Source organism: Caulobacter sp. DMC95, from assembly GCF_056313785.1.
Genome location: NZ_JBQUZP010000003.1, coordinates 280180 through 300082 on the forward strand (window position 1 = coordinate 280180; position 19903 = coordinate 300082).

Consider the following 19903-nt stretch of genomic DNA (forward strand, 5'->3'; position numbering starts at 1 on the left):
TTTGCTTATGGATCGACGTCAGATGATGACGGGAGCCGCTGCGGTGCTTACGTCGTCCCCCACACTCTTGTCTGGAACAGCCTTCGGATCCCCCATGACCGCCGACAACGCCGCCCGCCTCACGCCGCCGGTGGCCAAGAAGATCCCGAAGACCATCACCCAGCTGGGCCGCACGCGGACCGACGACTACGCGTGGATGAAGGACGACAACTGGCAGAAGGTCCTGCGTGACCCCAGCCTGATCAAGGCCGACGTCAAGGAACACCTGACCGCCGAGAACGCCTACACCAAGGCCATGCTGGCCCCGACCGAGGCGCTGCAGGCGGCGATGTTCGAGGAGATGAAGGGCCGCATCAAGGAGGACGACGCCAGCGTCCCCGCCAAGGATGGCCCGTTCGAATACTACACCCGCTACGACAAGGGCGCGCAGCATCCGGTCCACGCCCGCAAGCCCGTCGGCGGGGGCGCCGAGGAGGTGCTCCTCGACGAAGAGAAGGAAGCCAAGGGCAAGGCCTTCTATCAGGTCGGCGCGGCCAGCCATTCGCCCGATCACAAGCTCTACGCGTGGGCCGTGGACGAACAGGGCTCGGAAGTCTTCCGCATCCATGTGAAGGATCTGGCGACCGGCGCCCTGCTGGGCGAGGCCGTGGACAGCAGCACCGGCGACTTCTGCTTCTCGCCCAACGGCCAGTGGCTGTTCTGGACCTTCCGGGACGACAACGGCCGCCCGGCCAAGATCTATCGCCGCCCGATCAAGGGCGCGGCCAAGGACGACGTGCTGATCTATGACGAGCCGGACGAGGGCTTCTTCATCGGCGTCGGCGTCACCAGCTCCGAGAAGTACGTCGTCATCTCGTGCGGCAATCAGGAGACCAGCGAAGCCCTGCTGATCCCAGCCGCCGACCCGACCGCCAAGCCGGTGGTCTTCCACCCGCGCGAAGTGGGACTGCGCTACGAGATCGAGCACTGGAACGACCACTGGGTGGTCCGCACCAATGCCGACGGCGCCGTCGACTGGAAGCTGGTGACCACGCCCGAGACCGCCACCGGCAAGGCCAACTGGAAGGACTGGGTCGCCCACAAGCCGGGCCGCCTGATCTCGGGGACCATGGCCTACAAGGCCTGGTTCGTCCGCCTGGAGAAGGTCGACGCGCTCAACCGCGTCATCGTCACCGCCAAGGACGGCGCTGAGCACGCCATCGCCTTCGACGAGGCCGCCTACGCCCTTTCGCTGGAAGGCGGCTACGAGTACGACACCGACACCGTGCGCTTCGTCTACAACTCGATGACCACGCCCCGGCAGTGGTTCGATTACGACATGGCCAAGCGCACGCGCACACTGCGCAAAACGCAGGAAATCCCGTCCGGCCACGATCCGTCCAAGTACGAGACCCGTCGCCTGAACGCCAAGGCCGCCGACGGCGCCGAGGTGCCCATCTTCGTCCTGATGAAGAAGGGAACCAAGCTGGACGGCACGGCGCCGCTGCTGCTGTATGGCTATGGCAGCTATGGCATCTCGATGGAGCCGAACTTCTCCATCCGTAACTTCAGCCTGGTCGATCGCGGCTGGATCTGGGCCACGGCCTGCCCGCGCGGCGGCTCCGAAAAGGGCTGGAGCTGGTTCCTGGACGGCAAGAAGTTCAAGAAGAAGAACACCTTCACAGACTTCATCGCCTGCGCCGAGCACCTGCATGCGGCCGGCTACGGCAAGCCCGCCAATACGGTGGCCTATGGCGGCTCGGCCGGCGGCCTCCTGATGGGCGCGATCACCAACATGCGGCCCGACCTGTTCGCCGGGATCATCGCGGCGGTTCCGTTCGTCGACGTGGTCAACACCATGAGCGACACCACCCTGCCCCTGACCCCGCCGGAGTGGCCCGAATGGGGCAACCCGCTGGAGGACAAGGAGGCCTACGACTACATCGCCAGCTATTCGCCGTACGACAATATCGGGGCCAAGCCCTATCCGGCGATCCTGGCCACCGGCGGCCTCTCGGACCCGCGCGTCACCTACTGGGAGCCGCAGAAGTGGGTCGCCAAGCTGCGGCCGGCCACGACCAGTGGCAATCCGGTGCTGCTGAAGATCAACATGGAGGCCGGTCACGGCGGCGCCTCAGGTCGCTTCGATTTCCTCAAGGAGATCGCGCTGGACTACGCCTTCGCCGTGTGGGCGGTTGAGAAGGGTTGGAAGGCGGCGTGAGCGTGTTGATCCGGGCGTCAACCGACGCCGACCTCGCGGCCATCACGGCCATCTACGGCTGGAACGTGCTCAACGGTCTGGGCACGTTCGAGGAGGTCCCCCCTGACGAAGCCGAGATGGCCCGCCGGCGGCAGAGCTTCCTGGATCGCGGCCTGCCCTATCTGGTCGCCGAACTGGACGGCAAGGTCGTGGGCTACTGCTACGCGGGCCCGTTCCGGCTCCGCGCGGCCTATCGCTACACGGTCGAGGACAGCGTCTATGTCTCGCCTGAGGCCGTGGGCGCAGGCGTCGGCCGGGCGTTGCTCTCGGCCCTGATCGCAAAATGTGAGGCCTTGGGGCTGCGACAAATGTGCGCAGTCATCGGCGACAGCGGCAACGCCGCCTCGATCGGCCTGCATGCTTCGCTCGGCTTTGAAAAGAAGGGCGTTTTCCCCGATATGGGTCACAAGTTCGGCCGCTGGGTGGATCTGGTCTGGATGCAGCGCCCCCTCAATGGCGGGGGAAAAACGTCGCCGGACAGCCCTGGGATGAGCCTCAGCGGCGTCTAGAGGAATTCGCGACCTGACTGCGCCAGGTCATGAGCGCTAATCTTCTGTTTTGGAAAATTTTCTTCGCGCGAACCTGACCCACTTCACTCGAAAAATTCTCTAGGGCGTCATTCCGATCAGCCGGTTCGTCGCCCCGCAGGGCTCTCGGTCCGCGCCCATCCGCACGCCTTGGGCCGCACTCAGGATACGAAAAAGGGGACGCCGCCGCGTCCCCTTCCCATTTCTTCAACCGCTGTAAGCGATCAGCCCTTGCGGCCGCGGGTCGTCTTGCCCTTGCGACCGCCTTGGCCCAGGCCCAGGGCCTTGGCCATCTGCGAGCGCGCTTCGCTGTAGGCGGGCGCGGTCGTCGGATAGTCGTTGGGCAGACCCCACTTGGCCTTGTATTCGGCCACGGTCATGCCGTGGGTGGTCAGGTGACGCTTCAGCGTCTTGTAGGGCTTGCCGTCCTCGAAGCTGATCAGCGCCTCGGGCGTGATGCTCTTGCGGATCTGGGCCGGCGTGGCCTTGGTCACCACTTCAACCGTCGGCGCCGGCGGCGAACCAATGCCGGCCAGCGCATCATGCGTCGCCCGGATCAGAGCCGGAAGCTCCGACACAGGCGTGGAATTATTGGCCACATAGTTGGCGACGATTTCAGCGGTAAGCTCGATTAGGGTAGCTTTATCTTCCACGATCACAACTCCGTTCCCCTTGCGTCCGGGATTACACGGTCGCCTCAGAAAAACAAGTAGTTTGAAATTGAAATCAAACTTGCTTCGTGAATTGTTGCAACAATTGCCGGATGTTGAACGCCAACGACATGGCGAAAATTCGGGCAATTAAAGCGATGAACACCCGGCCATCACGAGCGCTACAGCAGCCTCAACCCGGCCGATCGCAGCCTCTATCTCGCATCCGCGAACTGGACTTGAGGCTACATAACGCTATTCGATGAATACGTCCCCGCGCTGCGACGCTTGGCGTCGGAACGAAGTCAGTCCTCCTCAAGGCACAAGCACTTATGAGAGCCGACCGCACTCTTGGACGTTCGACGTCAGCAGTCCGTCACTGAGCGTCAGGCGACGACCGCATCGCGCCGCGACACCGTCATCGTGCGTACAGATCAGGAAGGTGGCGCCGTCCTCTCGGTTGACCTCGCGCATCAGGTCCAGAACGCGATCCGCCGATTCCCGATCCAGATTGCCCGTCGGTTCGTCGGCGATGATCAAATCCGGGCGGTTCATCAGGGCGCGCGCGATGGCGACGCGCTGCTTCTGCCCGCCCGAGAGCCGCGCGGCGGGAAAGTCGATCCGCTCTTCCAGGCCCACGCGCGCCAGCAGGTCACGGGCCCGGGTGCGCATCGCCCGCGATATGCCTCCGCCCGGCGCGGCAGCTGGGAAGGCGACATTCTCCATCGCCGTGAAGTCGGGCAACAGGTGGTGGAACTGGAAGACGAAGCCCAGCCGCTGATTGCGAAAGCGCGCCCGCATCCGCTCGGACAGGTCGTCGACCCGCTCGCCGCTGATGCTCAGCGTGCCGGAGGTTGGGCGCAGCAGAAGACCGATGATCGACAACAGGGTCGACTTCCCCGATCCGGAGGCCCCGACCATGGCCACCAGCTCCCCCTGCCCCAGCGTCAGGTCGATGCCCTTCAGCACCCGCGTTTCCTCATCGCCGTTGTGGAAGACCTTCTCGATCCCCCGCGCCTCGATCACGTTGGTCATTGCTGAATGGCCTCCAGCGGATCGATCTTCGATGCGGAGCGCGCGGGCAGGATGGAGGCGATCACCGCGCCCAACGTGGTGAGCACCAATGCGGCCGCGTAGCCGCCCTGGCGTGGCGCGATGGGCAGGATCGATGTTCCGTCCGGCCGCGTGATGCTCTCCAGCCAGACGCACAAGCCATAGCCGGACGCGCAGCCGATCAAGGCGCCGACAAGACCGATCAGAAGCCCCTGCAGCAGAAAGACCCACAGGATGAACCCGCCGGGCACGCCAAAAGCCCGCATGATCCCGACCTCGCTCCGCCGGCGGTAGGCCGACAGAACCAGGGCGCTGGCGATGCCGATGATGATCGAGATCAGCGAGAAGATCTGGATCATCTTGCCGGTCTGCCCCTGAGCTCTCAGGGCGTCCTCCAGGCCGACGTTCTTCTCCTGCCAGGGCGTCGCGCGCAGTCCCGTCGCCTCACCCAGAAAGCGGGCCGTGGCGCGCGCGTCCTGGGGATCCTTCAGCTTCACCTCGATATTGGTCACGCCCTCGGGCAGGTCGAACAGCGGCCTTGCGGTCTGCAGCGACAGGAAGGCGACGCGTTCGTCCAGGCTTTGCAGACCCGTGCGGAACACGCCTCGTACGGTCAGTTGCCGCTCCACACCGCGCTCGGTGCGCAACAGGATCGATTGGCCCGCGCCCAAGCCCAATTCCTCGGCCATACGCACGCCGATCAGGAGACCATTGGCGCCAAGGTCGCCGTCGCCTTCGATGATGTTGGGCGTGATGCGCGAAATGGCGTCGATCCCCTGCGGCTCCAAGCCCAGCACCGCCACCGGCGCGACCGCCTCGCTCTTGACCAGGAAGGCGCTGCCGGAGATCTGCGGACTGATCGCCGACACCTCGGGATTGGCGCGCAGCAGATCGACCACCATCGGCCAGTCGCGGATCTGCTGGCGCTGGAAGGTCGAAACCAGCGCCACCGACTCGACCGGCAAGTCAGGTCCCGCCAGCACCCGCGCCACGCGCGTGGCCGGTTGCAGGCTGACATGGGCGCTGTTGCCGGTCACCTGATCGGTCAAGCGTACGGCCAGACCCGCGATCAGGGCCGTGATGAAGATGAACACCGTCACCCCCAGCGCCACCCCTGCAATCAGCAAGAGCGTCTGAGAGGGATTGGACAGCAGGTAGCGCCGGGCGACCTTTAGGGCGAACACGGGGTCAGCGGTCCGGCTTGGCGGCGACGGGGCGGACCTGGGCGCCGGGCTTCACGGCCGCCGGCTCCAGCACGACCCTGTCCCCCGCCCGCAGGCCGCTTTCGACAATGGCGTTGACCGAGGGCCATCGCGCCACGGTGATCGGCCGCGCCCGCACGATGTCGCCGGCGTCGACGACATGCACCTTCGGCGCGGCGGTGGCGTCCAGCACCGCTGCGCGCGGGATCACGATCGCGCCGGACCGCTGCCGGACCACGATCGTCACGTCGACCGATCGTCCTGGCGAAAGGGTCTGATCACCGTCGGCGGACAACCGCACCGACCGTCCGCCGGTGCTAGAGTCCACGCGCGGCGAAACCTCGGTGACTCGGGCCGGAAAAATCGTCGACGACCCCGACAGCGCCGCGCGCGCGTTCTGGCCCGGCTGAAGGGCGTCGGCATAGACCTCCTCCACCTCGGCGCGGATCTCGACCCCGGCGGACGAGCCCAGCTCAAACAGCGTCTGCCCCGCCGAAACGACCTGACCATTGTCGATGGGCCGGAACAGCACCACGCCGGCCATTGGGGCGCGGATGATGAACTCCTGGGCGCGCTCGGCCGAGGCGCGCACCCCGGCGGAGGCCGCCGCGACATTGGCCTGGGCGGTGTCGAGCTCGGCCCGCGCGGCGTCCAGCGCAGCCTTGGCAGCGAAGCCCTTGTCGTACAGCGTCTTGACCCGCTGGTAGTTGAGGCGCGCCTCGGTGGCCGCAGCCCGCGCCGCCCGCTCGCGCGCCAGATCGACCTGTGTCTGCGCCTGCTCCACCGTGGCCAGCACCACGGCCAGCGGATCACCGGCCGAAACGCGGTCGCCTTCGTCGTGCGACAGGCGCACGATCTGTCCGGAATTTGGCGAAGCCACCTGGACCAACTCCAGCGGACGCACGCGGCCGACAACGGACAGCGCCTGCTCGATGGTCGCGGGCCTGATCTCGAGAACGGCGACCTCTGGCGGCCGTCGCGACATCACAAACCACGCTGCGACGCCGACCGCCAGGACCGCCGCCGCGAGGAAAACAACAAGCCTCGATGTCGCCCGCATCATGTCTCTTTACCGCAATCGCCCCGCGACGCGCCGAGGGCGTGCTTTCCCCCACGTCGCACCACCGCCCGTCGCAACCTGCGGGCGGCCCCTGTGAACCGTACTACGCAGTCGGGCTTGCTGCGGATGCAAGCTCAGGCGCGCCTTGGTCTGTAAAGACTTCGGCATCTAGAGCAATCAAAGAGGAGAAGTGGCTGGGGAACTAGGACTCGAACCTAGAATGACGGTACCAAAAACCGCAGTGTTACCATTACACCATTCCCCAGCAGGAACGGCGAGACCCCTCGGGCCCGGCGAGGCGGTGGAAATAGCTCACGACTCGGATGGATGCAACGACCTTTTCAGAACTTTTTTCGGGGCTTCCAAACAACCTGAAAAAAGGCGCTTGCGCCCTCCGGAACACCCACCTATAAGGCCGGCCTCCAAGTCGGAGTGTGGCTCAGTCTGGTAGAGCACTGCGTTCGGGACGCAGGGGTCGCAGGTTCAAATCCTGCCACTCCGACCATTTCCTCCCCGCTGACCAGAAGCGGAAAATTCACAGAAAATCAAAGCGCTCCGCGCCGCAAAAGCGGCGCTGGCCGGCGTGCGTGGTGTTGAGCGCAATAAAAGCTCCCCCACGTTGCGCGCTCTTCATTTGGTTGCAACCCGAACACCGGTTAGCTTGTCGGCGGTTTCGTAAACAGGACCTCCGATGAAGCAGTTCTTCCTGACCGTCGCCGGCGTGTTCGTCGGCCTTCTGCTGTTCCTGGTCGGCGTGCCTTTCCTGTTGATCGCGATGGCGGCCGGCGCCGCGCGTCCCGCCCCGGTTCCTGCGCACGCCGTCCTGCAACTGGACCTGCGCAACGGCCTTTCGGACCAGGAACCCAAGAGCCCGTTCGCCGCCTTCGGCTCCAGCAGCGGCTCGGTGATCTCGGTGATCGAAACCCTGCGGCGCGCCGAGAAGGATGACAAGGTCAAGGCCATCCTGGTGCGCCTGCCCGAAGGCGGCGTCGCCCCGGCGGCCGCCGACGAGCTGCGCCTGGCCTTCAAGCACTTCCGCGAGGTCGGCAAGAAGCCGATCTACGCCCACAGCCAGGGCCTCTATCCCTCCGGCATGGTGACCTCGACCTACATGCTGGGCGCGGCTACGAGCGAGTTCTGGATGCAGCCCGACAGCAGCTTCCAGGCCGTCGGCATCGCCTCGGAGTCGATGTTCTTCAAGCGCTTCTTCGACAAGTACGGCGTCAAGGCCGAGTACGAGCAGCGCTATGAGTACAAGAACGCCGTCAATCCTTACCTCTACAGCGACTACACGCCCGCTCACCGGGAATCGACGCTGTCGTGGATGGGCTCGGTCTATCGCACGGCCCTGACCAGCGCCGCGGCCGACCGCGAGCAGGATCCGGCCAAGTTGCTCAAGACGCTGGAAGCCGGCCCCTACATCGCCCAGGAAGCCCAGGCCAAGGGCCTGATCGACAAGGTCGGCCAGGTCAGCGACATCCAGACCTTCGCCCTGGAGAAGGCCGGCAAGGGCGCCAAGCTGGTGGACTTCGAAGATTACGCCTCGCGCTCGAAGCCGCCGGCGGTCAAGGGCGGCCCGGCGATCGCGGTGATCGGCGCCGAAGGCGCGATCGTCACGGGTACGGACGGCGGCGGTTCGCCGTTCGGCGGCGACAGCAACGTCTACTCCGACGACGTCGCCCAGGCGTTCCGCAACGCGACCGAGGACAAGGACGTCAAGGCGATCGTCTTCCGCGTCTCCTCGCCCGGCGGCTCGGACACCGCCTCGGAGCAGATCCTGGCGGCCCTGGAAGGGGCCAAGAAGGCCGGAAAGCCGGTCGTTGTCAGCATGGGGACCTATGCGGCCTCAGGCGGCTACTGGATCTCCAGCCAAGCCGACTCGATCATCGCCCAACCCTCGACCCTGACGGGATCGATCGGCGTCTATGGCGGCAAGTTCGCCATCGGCGACGCCTTGGCCCGCTTCGGCGTCGACACCAAGGACCTGCACGTGGGCGGCGCCTACTCGCAGGCCTTCGGCTCGGCCGAAGGCTTCACGCCCGAGCAACGCGCCAAGTTCGCCGGCTGGATGGACCGCATCTACGCCGGGTTCATCACCCGCGTGGCCGAGGGCCGCAACCTGCCGCCCGCCAAGGTGCGTGAGATCGCCAAGGGCCGTGTCTGGACCGGCGAACAGGCCAAGCAGCTGGGCCTCGTCGACGACCTGGGCGGCTACTATGAGGCTGTCGAGAAGGCCAAGGCCCTGGCCAAGATCAAGGGCGACATCCGCATCAAGCACATGGATAGCGGCAAGTCGCCGTTCGAAGCCTTCGAGAAGTTCCTGGGCGTTTCGGAAACCTCGGCCAAGACCCTGGCGGCCGCCGCCTGGGTGCTGGGCGACCCGCGCTCGCAGGCGATCCTCGACGAGATGGCCAAGGCCCGCCTCCGCTCCGCCCCCGGCGGCGCCTCGGTGCTGGCCGACATGCCGGTGCGGTAGAGCCCTCTCCACCCCGCCGAACGACCAAGCCGCCCGGTTCGCGCCGGGCGGCTTTTTCGTGGGCGATGGGGAGGCGACATGGACGCGCCTTTAGAACGCCCCCTCCGTCACGCGGCTGCGCCCCGCGCCACCTCCCCCGCAAGCGGGGCAGGAGAGAAGCGGCTTCCTCCTCAGCCGTAGAACGGGGGAGGTAGCGCGGCGCCGATAGGCGACGTGACGGAGGGAGCGCTGAACCACCGCCAGCCCTGAGGGAAATCCTCATCCGGACTCGGGCCGACCTTCGGTCGCCCCCGGGGGACAGGCTCAGGATGAGGATTTTATGCGCGCAGGGCCCCAAAGTCGTCCTCACCCTAAACCTCTCGAAGGGCGAGGGCGGCCGCCATAGCGCTATCAGCACCCAACCCCAAGGCCGCCCAAAAGAAAAGCGCCGGTGCTTTCGCACCGGCGCTCAACTTCAGAGCGGACTGCTCGTTCGATTAGAACGAGTAGCGGGCGCCCAGGTAGAAGCGGCGGGGCTCGACCCAACCGTTGGCTTGCTTGAAGGCGTAGGTGCCGTCGCCGGCCACCAGCTTCTGCACGCTCGTCGCCGACTGCTTGTTCAGGATGTTGAACGCGTCGAGGAAGAACTCGACCTTGCCGCCCAGGCCCGGCACTTCGTGCTGGTAACGCAGACGCATGTCGAACGTGTAGTACGAGGGGTTCTTCTCGCTGCCGACAACACCGGCTTTGGTATAGGTCTCGGTCACGCCCGCATAGGTGTAGGCGTTGTCTTGCGGACCGAAGTAACGGCCCGAGACCGGTTCAGCCGGGGTGAACAGCGAGCCGCTGTTCCAGTTGAACACGCCCGAGACTTGCAGACCGAAGTCGAAGTCATACGAGCCGTAGGCCTTGAACTGGTGCTTGATGTTACCAGCTTGCGGGCCCCACATGTTCGGCGCGCGCGGATCGATGGCGATCCAGTCGCCCTGGAAGTCGGCGTTACCGTCCGAGTTGGTGTTACCCTCGGCCCAGTTCCGGGTGTACGAGGCTTGGCCTTGCCAGTTGCCGGTCTTGTATTTGGTGACCGTCAGTTCGAAGCCCGTGTACTCGCGCTTGCCGCCCGCCAGGGTGCCCAGAACGTAGTTGGCGTTCGGAGCCGACGAGAAGCCGAAGTACGAGTACGGCAGGTAGAACAGCGTGCCCGGCGAAGCGTGACCGAGGGCCGCGCAGGTGGCCACGGTGCAGCTCGGATCCGAGTAGATCGCCAGATCGTAGTCTTCGAAGATGTCCTTCGTGACGCGACGGGTCAGCGACGTCTGCACGCCGATGCTCGAGCCGATCGTCGTCGAGCCACCGACCATGAATTCGTCGGTGTAGGGCGTCTTGGTCGCCGGGCCGAAGACCGAGTCCGGCACCACGGCGCCGCCGCGGGTGCGGAAGGTCAGCCATTGGTTGCCGATGTAGATCTGCTCTTCGGTGACCGGACCGGTCAGGTTACCGGCGAAGTTGGCCATGTCCGAACGGATCGGGTCATAGTAGCGGCCGTAGAACGCGAAGACCTTGCTGCGGCCGTCGCCCTTCACGTCGTACACGACGCTGACGCGCGGAGCCAGTTCCCAGTCGAACGTGAACAGCTTGTCGCCGGCCGAGCTGAAGTGGCTCCACTTTTCGGCGCGCAGGCCGGCCGTGACCGTCAGCTGGTTCAGCGTCCAGGTGTCCTGGATGTAGGCCGTCTCGCCTTCGCTCTTGATGGCGTAGGGCGCGTCCACCGTGCGCAGGGCGCGGTAGGCGTTGATCTGGCCGCCCGGGTTGCCGGCGGTGCTGGTGAAGGTCAGCGCGTTGACTTCGGCGGCCGAGATCGTGCCGTCGCTATTGGTGTCCAGCAGACCACGGAAGTACGACGCGTTGGCGCTGGACGCCATCGCCGCCTGGATGCGCGGAATGTCGGTCGAAGCGAACGGACGGGCGGTCCAGCCCGACGAAGCAGTCGTGTAGTCCAGGAACGAGCGACCCGAGAACGCCGAGGCGATCGAGGTGTAGGTCGCGTTACCCGGGACGGTCGCGTTACGCTTGTAGATATTGTCCGTCATCGAGTAGCCACCCTTGAAGGTGTGGCTGCCGAAGTCGGTGTCCAGGAAGTATTCGAGCTTGGCGCCCCACTCTTCCGAGTTGCGGTGCGTTTCGCTGTTGGCGCCGGCGCCGCCCAGCTGACGCTGAGCTTGGGTCGAACCTGCGCCACGGAAGGTGACATCGTTGCGGATGGACTGGTCAGCGGCCAGCGTCGTCAGCTCGGCCTTGTGGTTGTAGTAGTAGGCGTTGATCAACAGGTCGCCCCAGGTGCGGCTGTAGTCGATCTTGTAGTTGTCGCCGCCTTGCTTCTGGGCCGAGTCACGGTTGTTCAGCGTGGTGGCCGCGCGCGAGCCGCTGATCTCGGTCGGGTCATTGAAGAACGTCGCCGTCAGACGGTCGTTGTCGGTGATCTGCCAGGTCGTCTTGAAGAAGGCGTACTTGGCGTCGTTGGTGACGTTACGACGAACAGCGCCCGTGACCGGATCCAGCACTTCGTCCGAACGGTGCTTCTTCTGGTACGAACCGAAGACCCACAGCTTGTCCTTGATGATCGGGCCACCGAGGGTGAACGCGGTGTCGTAGGTCTTGAAGCCGCCCGAGGTCGAGTGCTTGTCCTTGGCGACCAGCTTGTCGTTCTGCAGGTAGTAGTTGATCGAGCCGTGCCACTCGTTCGAACCCGACTTGGTGACGACGCGCGACACCAGGCCCGAACCGCCAGCCGATTCAGCCGGCAGACCGCCGACCGTGACTTGCTGTTCCTGGATGATTTCGGAGTTGAAGTTCGAACCGAAGGTGCCGGTCAGCGGGTCGGTGACGTTGACGCCGTCCAGGTAGTAAACGTTGTCGGTCGATTGACCGATCGTGCCGCCGACGTCCGAATAGTTGACGCCCGAGCGCGAGGCCGGGTTGCCGCCGCTCGAGGGCTTCACGCCCGGAACCAGCTGCAGGTAGCTCTGGTAGTTACGGCCGGTGGGCAGCGACTCCACGACGCCCAGCGTCAGGGTGGTGCCGACGGTGGCCGAGGTCACGTCGACGGCGGCCAGCGAGCGGCCGGTCACGACGATCTGCTCGACGGCGTTGTCGTCCGACGCCAGGGCGTAGCCCGACGACAGGTCCTTACCAGCCGAGACAGCGACGTTGTTGGCGCTGAAATCCTTGTAGCCCGACGCCACGATCGAGACCGTATAGTTGGTGGCCGGGTCAAGACCGCTGACGCGGACCTTACCGTCAGCGTCGGTGGTGGCGGTGCGGCTCACCAAGCTGTCCGGCGACTTGATGACCACGGTGGCGCCCGCGACCGGCTGGCCGCTCGAACCCGTGATCGTCAGACGCAGCGCGCCTTGCGACTGCGCGAAGGCCGAGCCGGCGACAACAACACTCAGCGCAACGCCGAGCGCCAGGCGGCTAGCGCCCTTGGAGAGCAGGCGCGCGCGCACGCTGCTTTTGGTCGAATTCATGCTGTTTAGTCCCCTCTGAACGTGCTGGCAGCGGTTAGACGAACAAGAAGCCCCTCTAGCGACCTTGTCCGAATTCGAGCCGAAACCCGCTGTAGCTCCATCACGCAATCACTTGTGTCCCGGAACAAACTATTCCGGTTGCACCGACGTTAGGGGGTGCGTCGGGCGAGGGTCAATTGTGATTGCAAAAAAGTAATCATTATCCGCACCCCCCTGTCGCAAAATCGCCACAGGCGGGACACTTTTCGGAAAATCATTGCTCGATCTGGATACGCCGACGTCGAATATGGCGCAGCTCAACAACCATCGGGTTGTTTTTTCTTATCTATTTGCACGTTCAAAAACATCGTTCGACCGATCGGCTTTTCGAAGACCGCAGCGCGAACCCAGCCCTTGCAGACCTTGACTTTCCGTCATTTCATTCCGCCAAAGGCCGAGATTTTCACAAATCTGTTTTATTCAATCCGATACCGCAGCAACGTTCTTGCTCGAAAGCCCAAGACTTAAGCAGGGGAAGACGACCAACGCCCATTGCGTAGGCGCTGCGCCGTCGCGAAGATATCAAGCGGCGAAACAGCGCCGCGTGTTCCTGAGACCCGACCCGCATGAGCGACTTCCGATACGTCACCGAATCTCTGTCCGTCAGCCCGCAGCTCGATCCGGCCGACATGGCGCGCGCCGCCGCGCAGGGGTTTGTGCTGGTGATCAACAATCGGCCCGATGGCGAGGATCCTAGCCAGCCGTCCAGCGCCAGCGTCGAGGCGGCGGCGCGGGCTGCGGGCATGGACTATCTGCACGTACCGGTGCGCGGCGGACCGACTCCGGAGCAGGTCGAGATCATGCGCGCGGCGTTCGACGCCGCTGGCGGTCCGGTGCTGGCCTTCTGTCGCTCAGGCACCCGCTCGATCGTCACCTGGTCGATCGGCCAGGCCCTGGCGGGCGCGGATCGGGAGACCCTGATCGCCCAGGGCCGCGAGGCGGGCTACGACCTGTCGGGCGTCCTGCCCGCATAGGCTTCTAGAAAGCGGCGGACTCGCGCGCCGCCATCGGCGTCGGTTCGGCCTCGCAGCTGGCGAGGACGAACTGGGCCAGGATGATACACAGGATGGCGAAGGCCGCGCGCTGGAGCCGTTTTGAAACAAAAATCGCCGCGTCCGCCGCCATGGCCGGTTCTCCCTCGGGTACTGGCGGGGTCCAGCGCAAGAGCGGCGCCGCTTCGGGAGCGATCCTATGATTCCCTTCGTCCGCGAGCTCGAGTTCGAATACGGCCGCTGCGATCAGGTCAGTCCGCTGATCCGGCGGGTGATCGCCCGCAACCCGGGGCCTTTCACCTATACGGGGACCGGCGTCTATATCGTCGGCCAGGGAGAGGTGGCGGTGATCGACCCGGGTCCCGACCTGCCCGAGCACTTCGAGGCGCTGAAGGCCGCGCTGGCCGGCGAGACGGTCACGCATGTGCTCGTCACCCATCACCACCTGGACCACAGCCCCCTCGCCCACCCGCTGGCGCAGGCGTTCGGCGCCAAGGTCTATGGCCTGCCCGCGCCGGCCGATCATGGCGAGGCGGCCGCGCCAGGTCTCGAGGAAGGCGCCGATGCGCGCTTCCGGCCAGACGTCGTGCTGACCGATGGTCAGGTGCTGACGGGACCGGGCTGGACGCTGGAGACGGTGGCCACACCCGGCCACACCTCCAACCACCTGTGCTTCGCGCTACGCGAGGAGAACGCCCTGTTCTGCGGCGACCACATCATGGGCTGGTCGACCACGGTGATCACCCCGCCCGACGGCGACATGGGCGACTACTTCGCCAGCCTGGCCAAGGTGCGGGCGCGCGGCTTCGACACGCTTTGGCCGACGCACGGCGCGCCGGTGCGCGAGGTGGCGCCGTTCATCGACGCCTATGTGGCGCATCGCCGGGCGCGGGAGGCGCAAATCCTGGAAGCCCTTGGCGCGGGTATCACAACCATCAAGGCGATGGTGCCCAGCCTCTATGCGGCGGTCGACCCGCGCCTGCATCCGGCGGCGGCACTTTCCGTGCTGGCCCACATGGTCCAGCTGGTTCGCGAGGGGCGCGTGGTCACAGCCAGCGAGGCCAGCCTCGATGCGGAGTACCGGCTGGCCTGAAGCGCTCTCTAGCCGCCTTTGATCGCCGTCAGCAGCGCGCCGATCCGGTCGCAGTTGCGGCCAAGGTCTGGTCCCGCGTCGCGGCCGATCGAGCGCATATCCAGCCGCGATCCCGCCGCGTCCGGGCGCACCCGCACCACGACGTCGTCGGTCAGCCCGTACCAGAAGCTCCTGGCCGTCGCCTCCAGTCGGCCGTCCATTGGATCGTCGGTGATCAGGGTCATGCCGGACGCCAGGACGGCGGCCTTCGCCGCCTCATAGGCGTCGGCAGGCGAGCGGCTGCTGACCAGCGGACGCGCGGCCGGGCAGGTTTCGGCGTTGATCTCGGCGATGCGGCGGCCCGCGAAGGCCGCTGATCCGACCGGCAGGCTGGGCGCGTCGTCAACGAACGCCGCCGCGCCGCCTCGGGCGGCCAGGGCCGCGTCGGAGAAGCCCAGCGGTGTCTTCCAGTCGGTGGCCACGTCATGGATCGGCGGGGTCTGGCCAAACAGGGCCTTGGCGCCGAACATGACCCCGAAGGTCGCTCCGGTGATCAGCAAGGCCAGCAGCGCGGCCTTCCACAACCGGCCAAAGCCCGCGAACAGGGCGATGACCAGTCCGATCAGACCCGTCGCGACGCTGGCTTGCGCCGCGCGGGGCGCCCAGTCCAGGGTCATCAAATTGTAGCCAAACGGCAGGTCGATCAGGCCAAGCTTGACGCCCAGCGCGCCGCCGCCGGCCAGGATCGCCGGGGTCAGGGCCACCAGGACCGCGAAGTCCAGATAGGTCGACGCCCAGCCGGGCTTAGCCTTCTTCTCACCCTTCGTCTTGGCCGCCTTGGCCTTGCCCTTGCGCCCTGGCGTGATCGGCACGGCGAAGGGCGTCGCGTCGGCCGCGACCGGCTTGGCCTGCGGCGGAGGCTTGGGCGCTTCGGCCTTGTCCGGCTCATGCAGGCGCAGCGGCGCCTCGGTCTCGGCCTTGGCCTCCGGGGCCTTGGCCTCCGGGGCCTTGGCCTCGACGACGCTCACCGGCGCCGCAGGCTTGGGGCCCGCAGCGGCGATGGCGGCGGCTTCAGCGATGATCGCGTCGGCGGCGGAGAGCGGCTTGGCCTCGGGCGCGGACGCCTCGGGGGCCTTGGCCTCGACCTCAGGCTCGACCGCGATCAGCTTGGCTTCGGGCGGCGTTTGAGGCGACGGAGCCTCAGACGCCGCCAGGGGCTCCCCCGCCGGCTGGGTCTCCTCTTGAGAGCCGGCCTCAGGCGCGTCCAGCACCGCCTCGGCCTCGACCTCTTCGACAGGCTCGGGCGCATAGATCTTGGTCGCCTGGCTCCCGTCCGCCGCCGCGAGGGTCGGCTTGGGCGCGGGCGGACTGGGCTGCAGCGGCGTGGCTGGCAGCTGGTAGCCATCGTCGGCGAGGCGCTTGCGGATCAGCTTCTTGTCGATCTTGCCGGTCGCGCCCAGCGGGATGTCGTCGACGATCAACACGTCGTCGGGCATCCACCACTTGGCGATCTTGCCTTGCAGATAGTCGATGAACTCCTGCGGCGTGGCGGTCTCGCCCTCCTTGAGCTTGACCAGCAGCACCGGGCGCTCGTCCCACTTGGGATGGGGCTGACCGACCACGGCAGCCAGAGCGACCTTGGGATGGCCCACGGCGATGTTCTCGATCTCGATGGTCGAGATCCACTCGCCGCCCGACTTGACCACGTCCTTGGCGCGATCAGTGATCTGCATGAAGCCATGCTCGTCGATCGTGGCGACGTCGCCGGTGTCGAAGAAGCCCTCGTCGTCCAGGATCTTGCCGCCGGCGCCGCGGAAGTATTCGGCCGCGATGATCGGGCCGCGGATCTTCAGGTGGCCGAAGGCCTTGCCGTCGTGCGGCAGGCGCTTGTCCTCGTCGTCCTTCAGGCAGATCTCGACGCCCAGCGGCGGACGGCCCTGCTTCAGGCGCCAGGCCATCTGCTCATCATAGGGCAGCTTGGAGAGCTCATCCGTCAGCACCGACAGCGTGCCGACCGGCGAGGTTTCGGTCATGCCCCAGGCGTGAACCACCTCGACCTGATACTTGTCGTGGAACGCGCGGATGATGCTTTCGGGGCAGGCCGCGCCGCCGATCACCACCTTCTTCAGGTTCGGAAGCTTGGCCCCGGTCGCCTCCAGGTGCTGCAGCAGCATCTGCCAGACAGTGGGCACGGCGGCCGAGAAGGTGACGCCCTCGGTGTCCAGCAGCTCGAAGATCGAGGCGCCGTCCATCTTGGCGCCCGGCATGACCATCTTCGCGCCCGCGCCCGGGGCCGAGAACGCCACGCCCCAGGCGTTGGCGTGGAACATCGGCACGACCGGCAGGATCACGTCCTTCTGCGACAGGCCCATCACGTCGGGCTGCAGGGTGATCAGGGTGTGCAGGAAGTTCGAGCGGTGGGAGTACATCACCCCCTTGGGGTCGCCCGTCGTGCCCGAGGTGTAGCAGAGGCCTGCGGCCGTGCCCTCGTCAAAGCCGCCCCAGGCGCATTCAGCGTGGTGCTGCTCGACCAGCTCCTCGTAGCAGAGCAGGCCCTTGAAGTGCGGCGCGTCGCCCGCCGGGGCGAAGTCGGCCGGCATGTGCGCGCGGTCGGTGAAGACGACCACGTACTCCACATGCGGCAGGCGCGGCAGGATCGCGGCGATGATCGGCAGGAAGGTCAGGTCGGTGAAGATGGCGCGGTCGCCGGCGTGATCGGCGATCCAGGCGATCTGTTCGGGGAACAGGCGCGGGTTCAGCGTATGGCAGACCGCGCCGATGCCCATGATGCCGTACCAGGCCTCCATATGGCGGCCGGTGTTCCAGGCCAGGGTGCCGACCCGGTCGCCCGGCTTGATCCCCATGCCCAACAGCGCGTTGGAGACGCGCTTGGCGCGGTCGCGGATCTGCCCATAGGTCGTGCGGACGATCGGTCCTTCGACCGAACGACTGACGACCTCGCGACCGCCGTGCCACATCGCGGCGTGATCGATGATCTTGTCGAGGGTCAGCGCCCCGTGCTGCATCAGCCCCTGCATCGGCCCTCAGCTCTCCCGTCTGCTTATCGTTGTTAAGGCAAGGCTATCGGTGTGCGGCGCAACACGCAACGCGCCGCGCTCGCCACGCGAGCAGGAATGTGATCGTGTGTCGATCAGCCGACACGGCGCGATCATCGGTCGCAGGCGTTGTTCAGGGACTTTTGGTTGCGTACGTCCGATATTTCGCCGTCCGGTGGGGCGCTTCGCGCGCCCCGAATTCAAACCTGTGAGGCGACTTGGGCTGGTTGGCCAAGGCATGGTCCGATGAGCGACTGGATGAAGTCGCAGCCGACACCTATCGGCTGACGGTCTCGCGGTTGGTGATCGCCGCCCTTGTGGCGGGGCTGATGGTGTTCGTGCTCCGCCCGGAAGTCGCCTTGCTATGGCTGCTCAGCCTCTACATGGGCGAAGGCCTGGCGCTTCTGGCGACCCGGCGCTTCAAGAAGGGGCGCGCAGGCACGCCGCGTGAGCGGGCCTGGTTCGTCTGGGCCTCCATACCGATCACGATAAGCTGGTCGACGCTGGCGACCTTGCTGTGGTTCGAGGGCCAGGACCTGCTGAAGATCTCCGCCGTTTCCATCTGGGCGGGCCAGATCGTCTACACCCAGAACTTCCGCCACCAGTCCGTGCCGATGCTGGTGCTGAACGGGCTGGCGCCCCTGGCGAGCCTGCTGATCTTTCCGATCTTCTTCATGCCCGACACCAGTCCGGCCGCACAGACCGCGCGCTGGGGCCTTGTCCTGCTGGTCGGGACCACCCTGAACGTGATGGCCCAGAACCGCGCCGCGGCCAAACGGATGGACGAACTGACGCGCGGCCTGCGCGAGGAACGTGAAAAGGCCCTGGAGGCGACCCGCGCCAAGTCGACCTTCATCGCCGTGACCAGCCACGAACTGCGTACGCCGATGAACGGCCTGCTCGGCATGGCCCACGCGCTGCAGCGCTCAACCCTGGACCCGGTCCAGCGCGAGCAGATCGCTTTGATGATCAAGTCCGGCGACAGCCTGATGCAGTTGCTGAACGACGTGCTGGACCTCTCACGCGTCGAGGCGGGCAAGGTCGAACTGGCGCCGATCGACATGACGTTGCAGGACGTGGTCGGCGAGGTCGTCGACGCCTGGCGCGACGCGGCGGTGTTCAAGAACCTGTCCCTGACCGTCGACTACGCGCCAGACCTGCCGCCGGGCCTCCACGCCGATCCGCTGCGGATCCGTCAGGTCGTGACCAACCTGGTCTCCAACGCCATCAAGTTCACCGTCGACGGCGGCGTCAGCCTGCGGGTCACGGCGACGCCGGGCGGGGAGGACAAGCAGCACGTTTCAATTACGGTCACTGACACCGGCCCGGGCGTGCCGACGGGCGCTGCAGAGCGGGTGTTCGACAGCTTCACCCAGGCCGACCAGACCATCTCGCGCGAGCATGGCGGGGCGGGTCTTGGCCTCTCGATCGCCCGCGCCCTGGCCCGCCAGATGGGCGGCGATCTGGTGCTGGCGCCGTCAGAGCGCGGCGCGCGATTCGACTTCACGTTCACCGCCCCCGCCTGCGCCGCGCCGGTCGCGCTCGCCCAGGACGTCGAGCCGAACGCCGAAGACCTCGAACAGATCCAGGTGCTGATGGCCGAGGACAACGCCATCAACCAGCTGGTCGTCCGCACCATGCTGGAGCCGCTCGGGGTCGCCCTCACCGTCGTCGACAACGGCCAAGAGGCCCTCAAGGCGATGACCGAGCGCCGGTTCGACTGCGTGCTGATGGACATCAACATGCCGGTGATGGACGGCATCACCGCCCTGGAGGCCATCCGCGAGGGGCGGACGGGAAACCCAGCCATGCCGGTGATCGCCCTCACCGCCTCGGCCATGTCCGGCGACCGCGAGCGCTTCCTGGGCCTGGGCTTCGACGATCACCTGGGCAAACCGGTCAAACCGGTCGACCTGATCACCGCCATCGCCAAGGTCGTGAACCCCGAACCGCCGAATGCGGGTCGGCGGGCGGCCTGAGGCGGCTTAGGGTCGGGTTTCTGGGGGCAGGCTTGAGACCGCTTACGACTCA

General features: G+C 66.2%; 13 protein-coding genes and 2 tRNA genes. 7 read left to right on the forward strand and 8 right to left on the reverse strand.

The genetic code is table 11. From position 1 onward, the window contains the following. Window positions 1–7: 7 nt before the first annotated feature. Together ACT53N_RS09390 and ACT53N_RS09395 are read left to right on the forward strand one after the other, a co-directional pair. Entirely contained in the window at window positions 8–2200 is a 2193-nt protein-coding gene (locus tag ACT53N_RS09390; RefSeq protein WP_476063651.1) for a S9 family peptidase, read from the forward strand. Then, on the forward strand, window positions 2197–2748 hold the full coding sequence (locus ACT53N_RS09395) for an N-acetyltransferase family protein (RefSeq protein WP_476063652.1): 552 nt from the start codon (window positions 2197–2199) through the stop codon (window positions 2746–2748). Before ACT53N_RS09390 ends, ACT53N_RS09395 begins: the two co-directional genes overlap by 4 nt. Window positions 2749–2990: 242 nt before the next feature. On the opposite strand, the gene ACT53N_RS09400 is transcribed toward ACT53N_RS09395, so the two are convergent. The 5 genes from ACT53N_RS09400 to ACT53N_RS09420 form a co-directional block, all read right to left on the reverse strand. Then, window positions 2991–3419 carry a Ros/MucR family transcriptional regulator gene (locus ACT53N_RS09400; RefSeq protein ID WP_012640096.1) on the reverse strand — a complete coding sequence of 143 codons (429 nt, stop codon included), beginning with the start codon at window positions 3417–3419 and terminating at the stop codon, window positions 2991–2993. Between the two features lie 327 nt (window positions 3420–3746). After that, on the reverse strand, window positions 3747–4451 hold the full coding sequence (locus ACT53N_RS09405; RefSeq protein ID WP_476063653.1) for an ABC transporter ATP-binding protein: 705 nt from the start codon (window positions 4449–4451) through the stop codon (window positions 3747–3749). After that, window positions 4448–5653 (reverse strand): ABC transporter permease, encoded by a 1206-nt coding sequence (locus ACT53N_RS09410; RefSeq protein WP_476063654.1) that lies wholly within the window; start codon window positions 5651–5653, stop codon window positions 4448–4450. Before ACT53N_RS09410 ends, ACT53N_RS09405 begins: the two co-directional genes overlap by 4 nt. A 4-nt stretch (window positions 5654–5657) precedes the next feature. Beyond that, window positions 5658–6734 (reverse strand): efflux RND transporter periplasmic adaptor subunit, encoded by a 1077-nt coding sequence (locus ACT53N_RS09415; RefSeq protein WP_476063655.1) that lies wholly within the window; start codon window positions 6732–6734, stop codon window positions 5658–5660. 188 nt (window positions 6735–6922) lie between these two features. Next, window positions 6923–6996: transfer RNA gene (locus ACT53N_RS09420), tRNA-Gln, on the reverse strand. Between the two features lie 163 nt (window positions 6997–7159). On the opposite strand from ACT53N_RS09420, the gene ACT53N_RS09425 reads away from it, so the two are divergent. Both ACT53N_RS09425 and sppA read left to right on the forward strand, forming a co-directional pair. After that, window positions 7160–7236, forward strand: a tRNA-Pro gene (locus tag ACT53N_RS09425). A gap of 186 nt (window positions 7237–7422) precedes the next feature. Continuing rightward, the gene (gene sppA, locus ACT53N_RS09430) at window positions 7423–9207 is read left to right on the forward strand and encodes a signal peptide peptidase SppA (RefSeq protein WP_476063656.1); all 1785 of its coding nucleotides are present in this window, start codon (window positions 7423–7425) and stop codon (window positions 9205–9207) included. A gap of 476 nt (window positions 9208–9683) precedes the next feature. Here the strand turns inward: sppA and ACT53N_RS09435 are convergent, their stop codons facing one another. Then, window positions 9684–12713: an outer membrane beta-barrel protein gene (locus tag ACT53N_RS09435; protein ID WP_476063657.1), complete on the reverse strand. Its 3030-nt coding sequence runs from the start codon at window positions 12711–12713 to the stop codon at window positions 9684–9686. 605 nt (window positions 12714–13318) lie between these two features. On the opposite strand from ACT53N_RS09435, the gene ACT53N_RS09440 reads away from it, so the two are divergent. Further along, on the forward strand, window positions 13319–13726 hold the full coding sequence (locus ACT53N_RS09440; RefSeq protein WP_476063658.1) for a TIGR01244 family sulfur transferase: 408 nt from the start codon (window positions 13319–13321) through the stop codon (window positions 13724–13726). A 4-nt stretch (window positions 13727–13730) separates the two neighbouring features. Here ACT53N_RS09440 and ACT53N_RS09445 read toward each other — a convergent pair whose 3' ends face one another. Next, window positions 13731–13877, reverse strand: coding sequence for a hypothetical protein (locus tag ACT53N_RS09445; RefSeq protein WP_268066882.1), 147 nt, complete (start codon window positions 13875–13877; stop codon window positions 13731–13733). A gap of 66 nt (window positions 13878–13943) precedes the next feature. Here ACT53N_RS09445 and ACT53N_RS09450 point away from each other — a divergent pair, with 66 nt between their 5' ends. Then, on the forward strand, window positions 13944–14837 hold the full coding sequence (locus tag ACT53N_RS09450) for an MBL fold metallo-hydrolase (RefSeq protein WP_476063659.1): 894 nt from the start codon (window positions 13944–13946) through the stop codon (window positions 14835–14837). Window positions 14838–14845: 8 nt separating this feature from the next. Here the strand turns inward: ACT53N_RS09450 and ACT53N_RS09455 are convergent, their stop codons facing one another. Next, window positions 14846–17854 (reverse strand): long-chain-fatty-acid--CoA ligase, encoded by a 3009-nt coding sequence (locus ACT53N_RS09455; RefSeq protein WP_476063660.1) that lies wholly within the window; start codon window positions 17852–17854, stop codon window positions 14846–14848. Window positions 17855–18090: 236 nt separating this feature from the next. Between ACT53N_RS09455 and ACT53N_RS09460 the strand changes: the two genes are divergently transcribed. After that, entirely contained in the window at window positions 18091–19851 is a 1761-nt protein-coding gene (locus ACT53N_RS09460) for an ATP-binding protein (RefSeq protein WP_476063661.1), read from the forward strand. The last annotated feature ends 52 nt before the right edge of the window (window positions 19852–19903 follow it).

Excerpts from the sequence above, each read along its gene's own strand:
- ACT53N_RS09415 (WP_476063655.1), bottom strand. The coding sequence starts at position 6,734 with ATGATGCGGGCGACATCGAGGCTTGTTGTTTTCCTCGCGGCGGCGGTC.
- sppA (WP_476063656.1), top strand. The coding sequence starts at position 7,423 with ATGAAGCAGTTCTTCCTGACCGTCGCCGGCGTGTTCGTCGGCCTTCTG.
- ACT53N_RS09445 (WP_268066882.1), bottom strand. The coding sequence starts at position 13,877 with ATGGCGGCGGACGCGGCGATTTTTGTTTCAAAACGGCTCCAGCGCGCG.
- ACT53N_RS09405 (WP_476063653.1), bottom strand. The coding sequence starts at position 4,451 with ATGACCAACGTGATCGAGGCGCGGGGGATCGAGAAGGTCTTCCACAAC.
- ACT53N_RS09440 (WP_476063658.1), top strand. The coding sequence starts at position 13,319 with ATGAGCGACTTCCGATACGTCACCGAATCTCTGTCCGTCAGCCCGCAG.
- ACT53N_RS09455 (WP_476063660.1), bottom strand. The coding sequence starts at position 17,854 with ATGCAGGGGCTGATGCAGCACGGGGCGCTGACCCTCGACAAGATCATC.
- ACT53N_RS09450 (WP_476063659.1), top strand. The coding sequence starts at position 13,944 with ATGATTCCCTTCGTCCGCGAGCTCGAGTTCGAATACGGCCGCTGCGAT.
- ACT53N_RS09390 (WP_476063651.1), top strand. The coding sequence starts at position 8 with ATGGATCGACGTCAGATGATGACGGGAGCCGCTGCGGTGCTTACGTCG.
- ACT53N_RS09435 (WP_476063657.1), bottom strand. The coding sequence starts at position 12,713 with ATGAATTCGACCAAAAGCAGCGTGCGCGCGCGCCTGCTCTCCAAGGGC.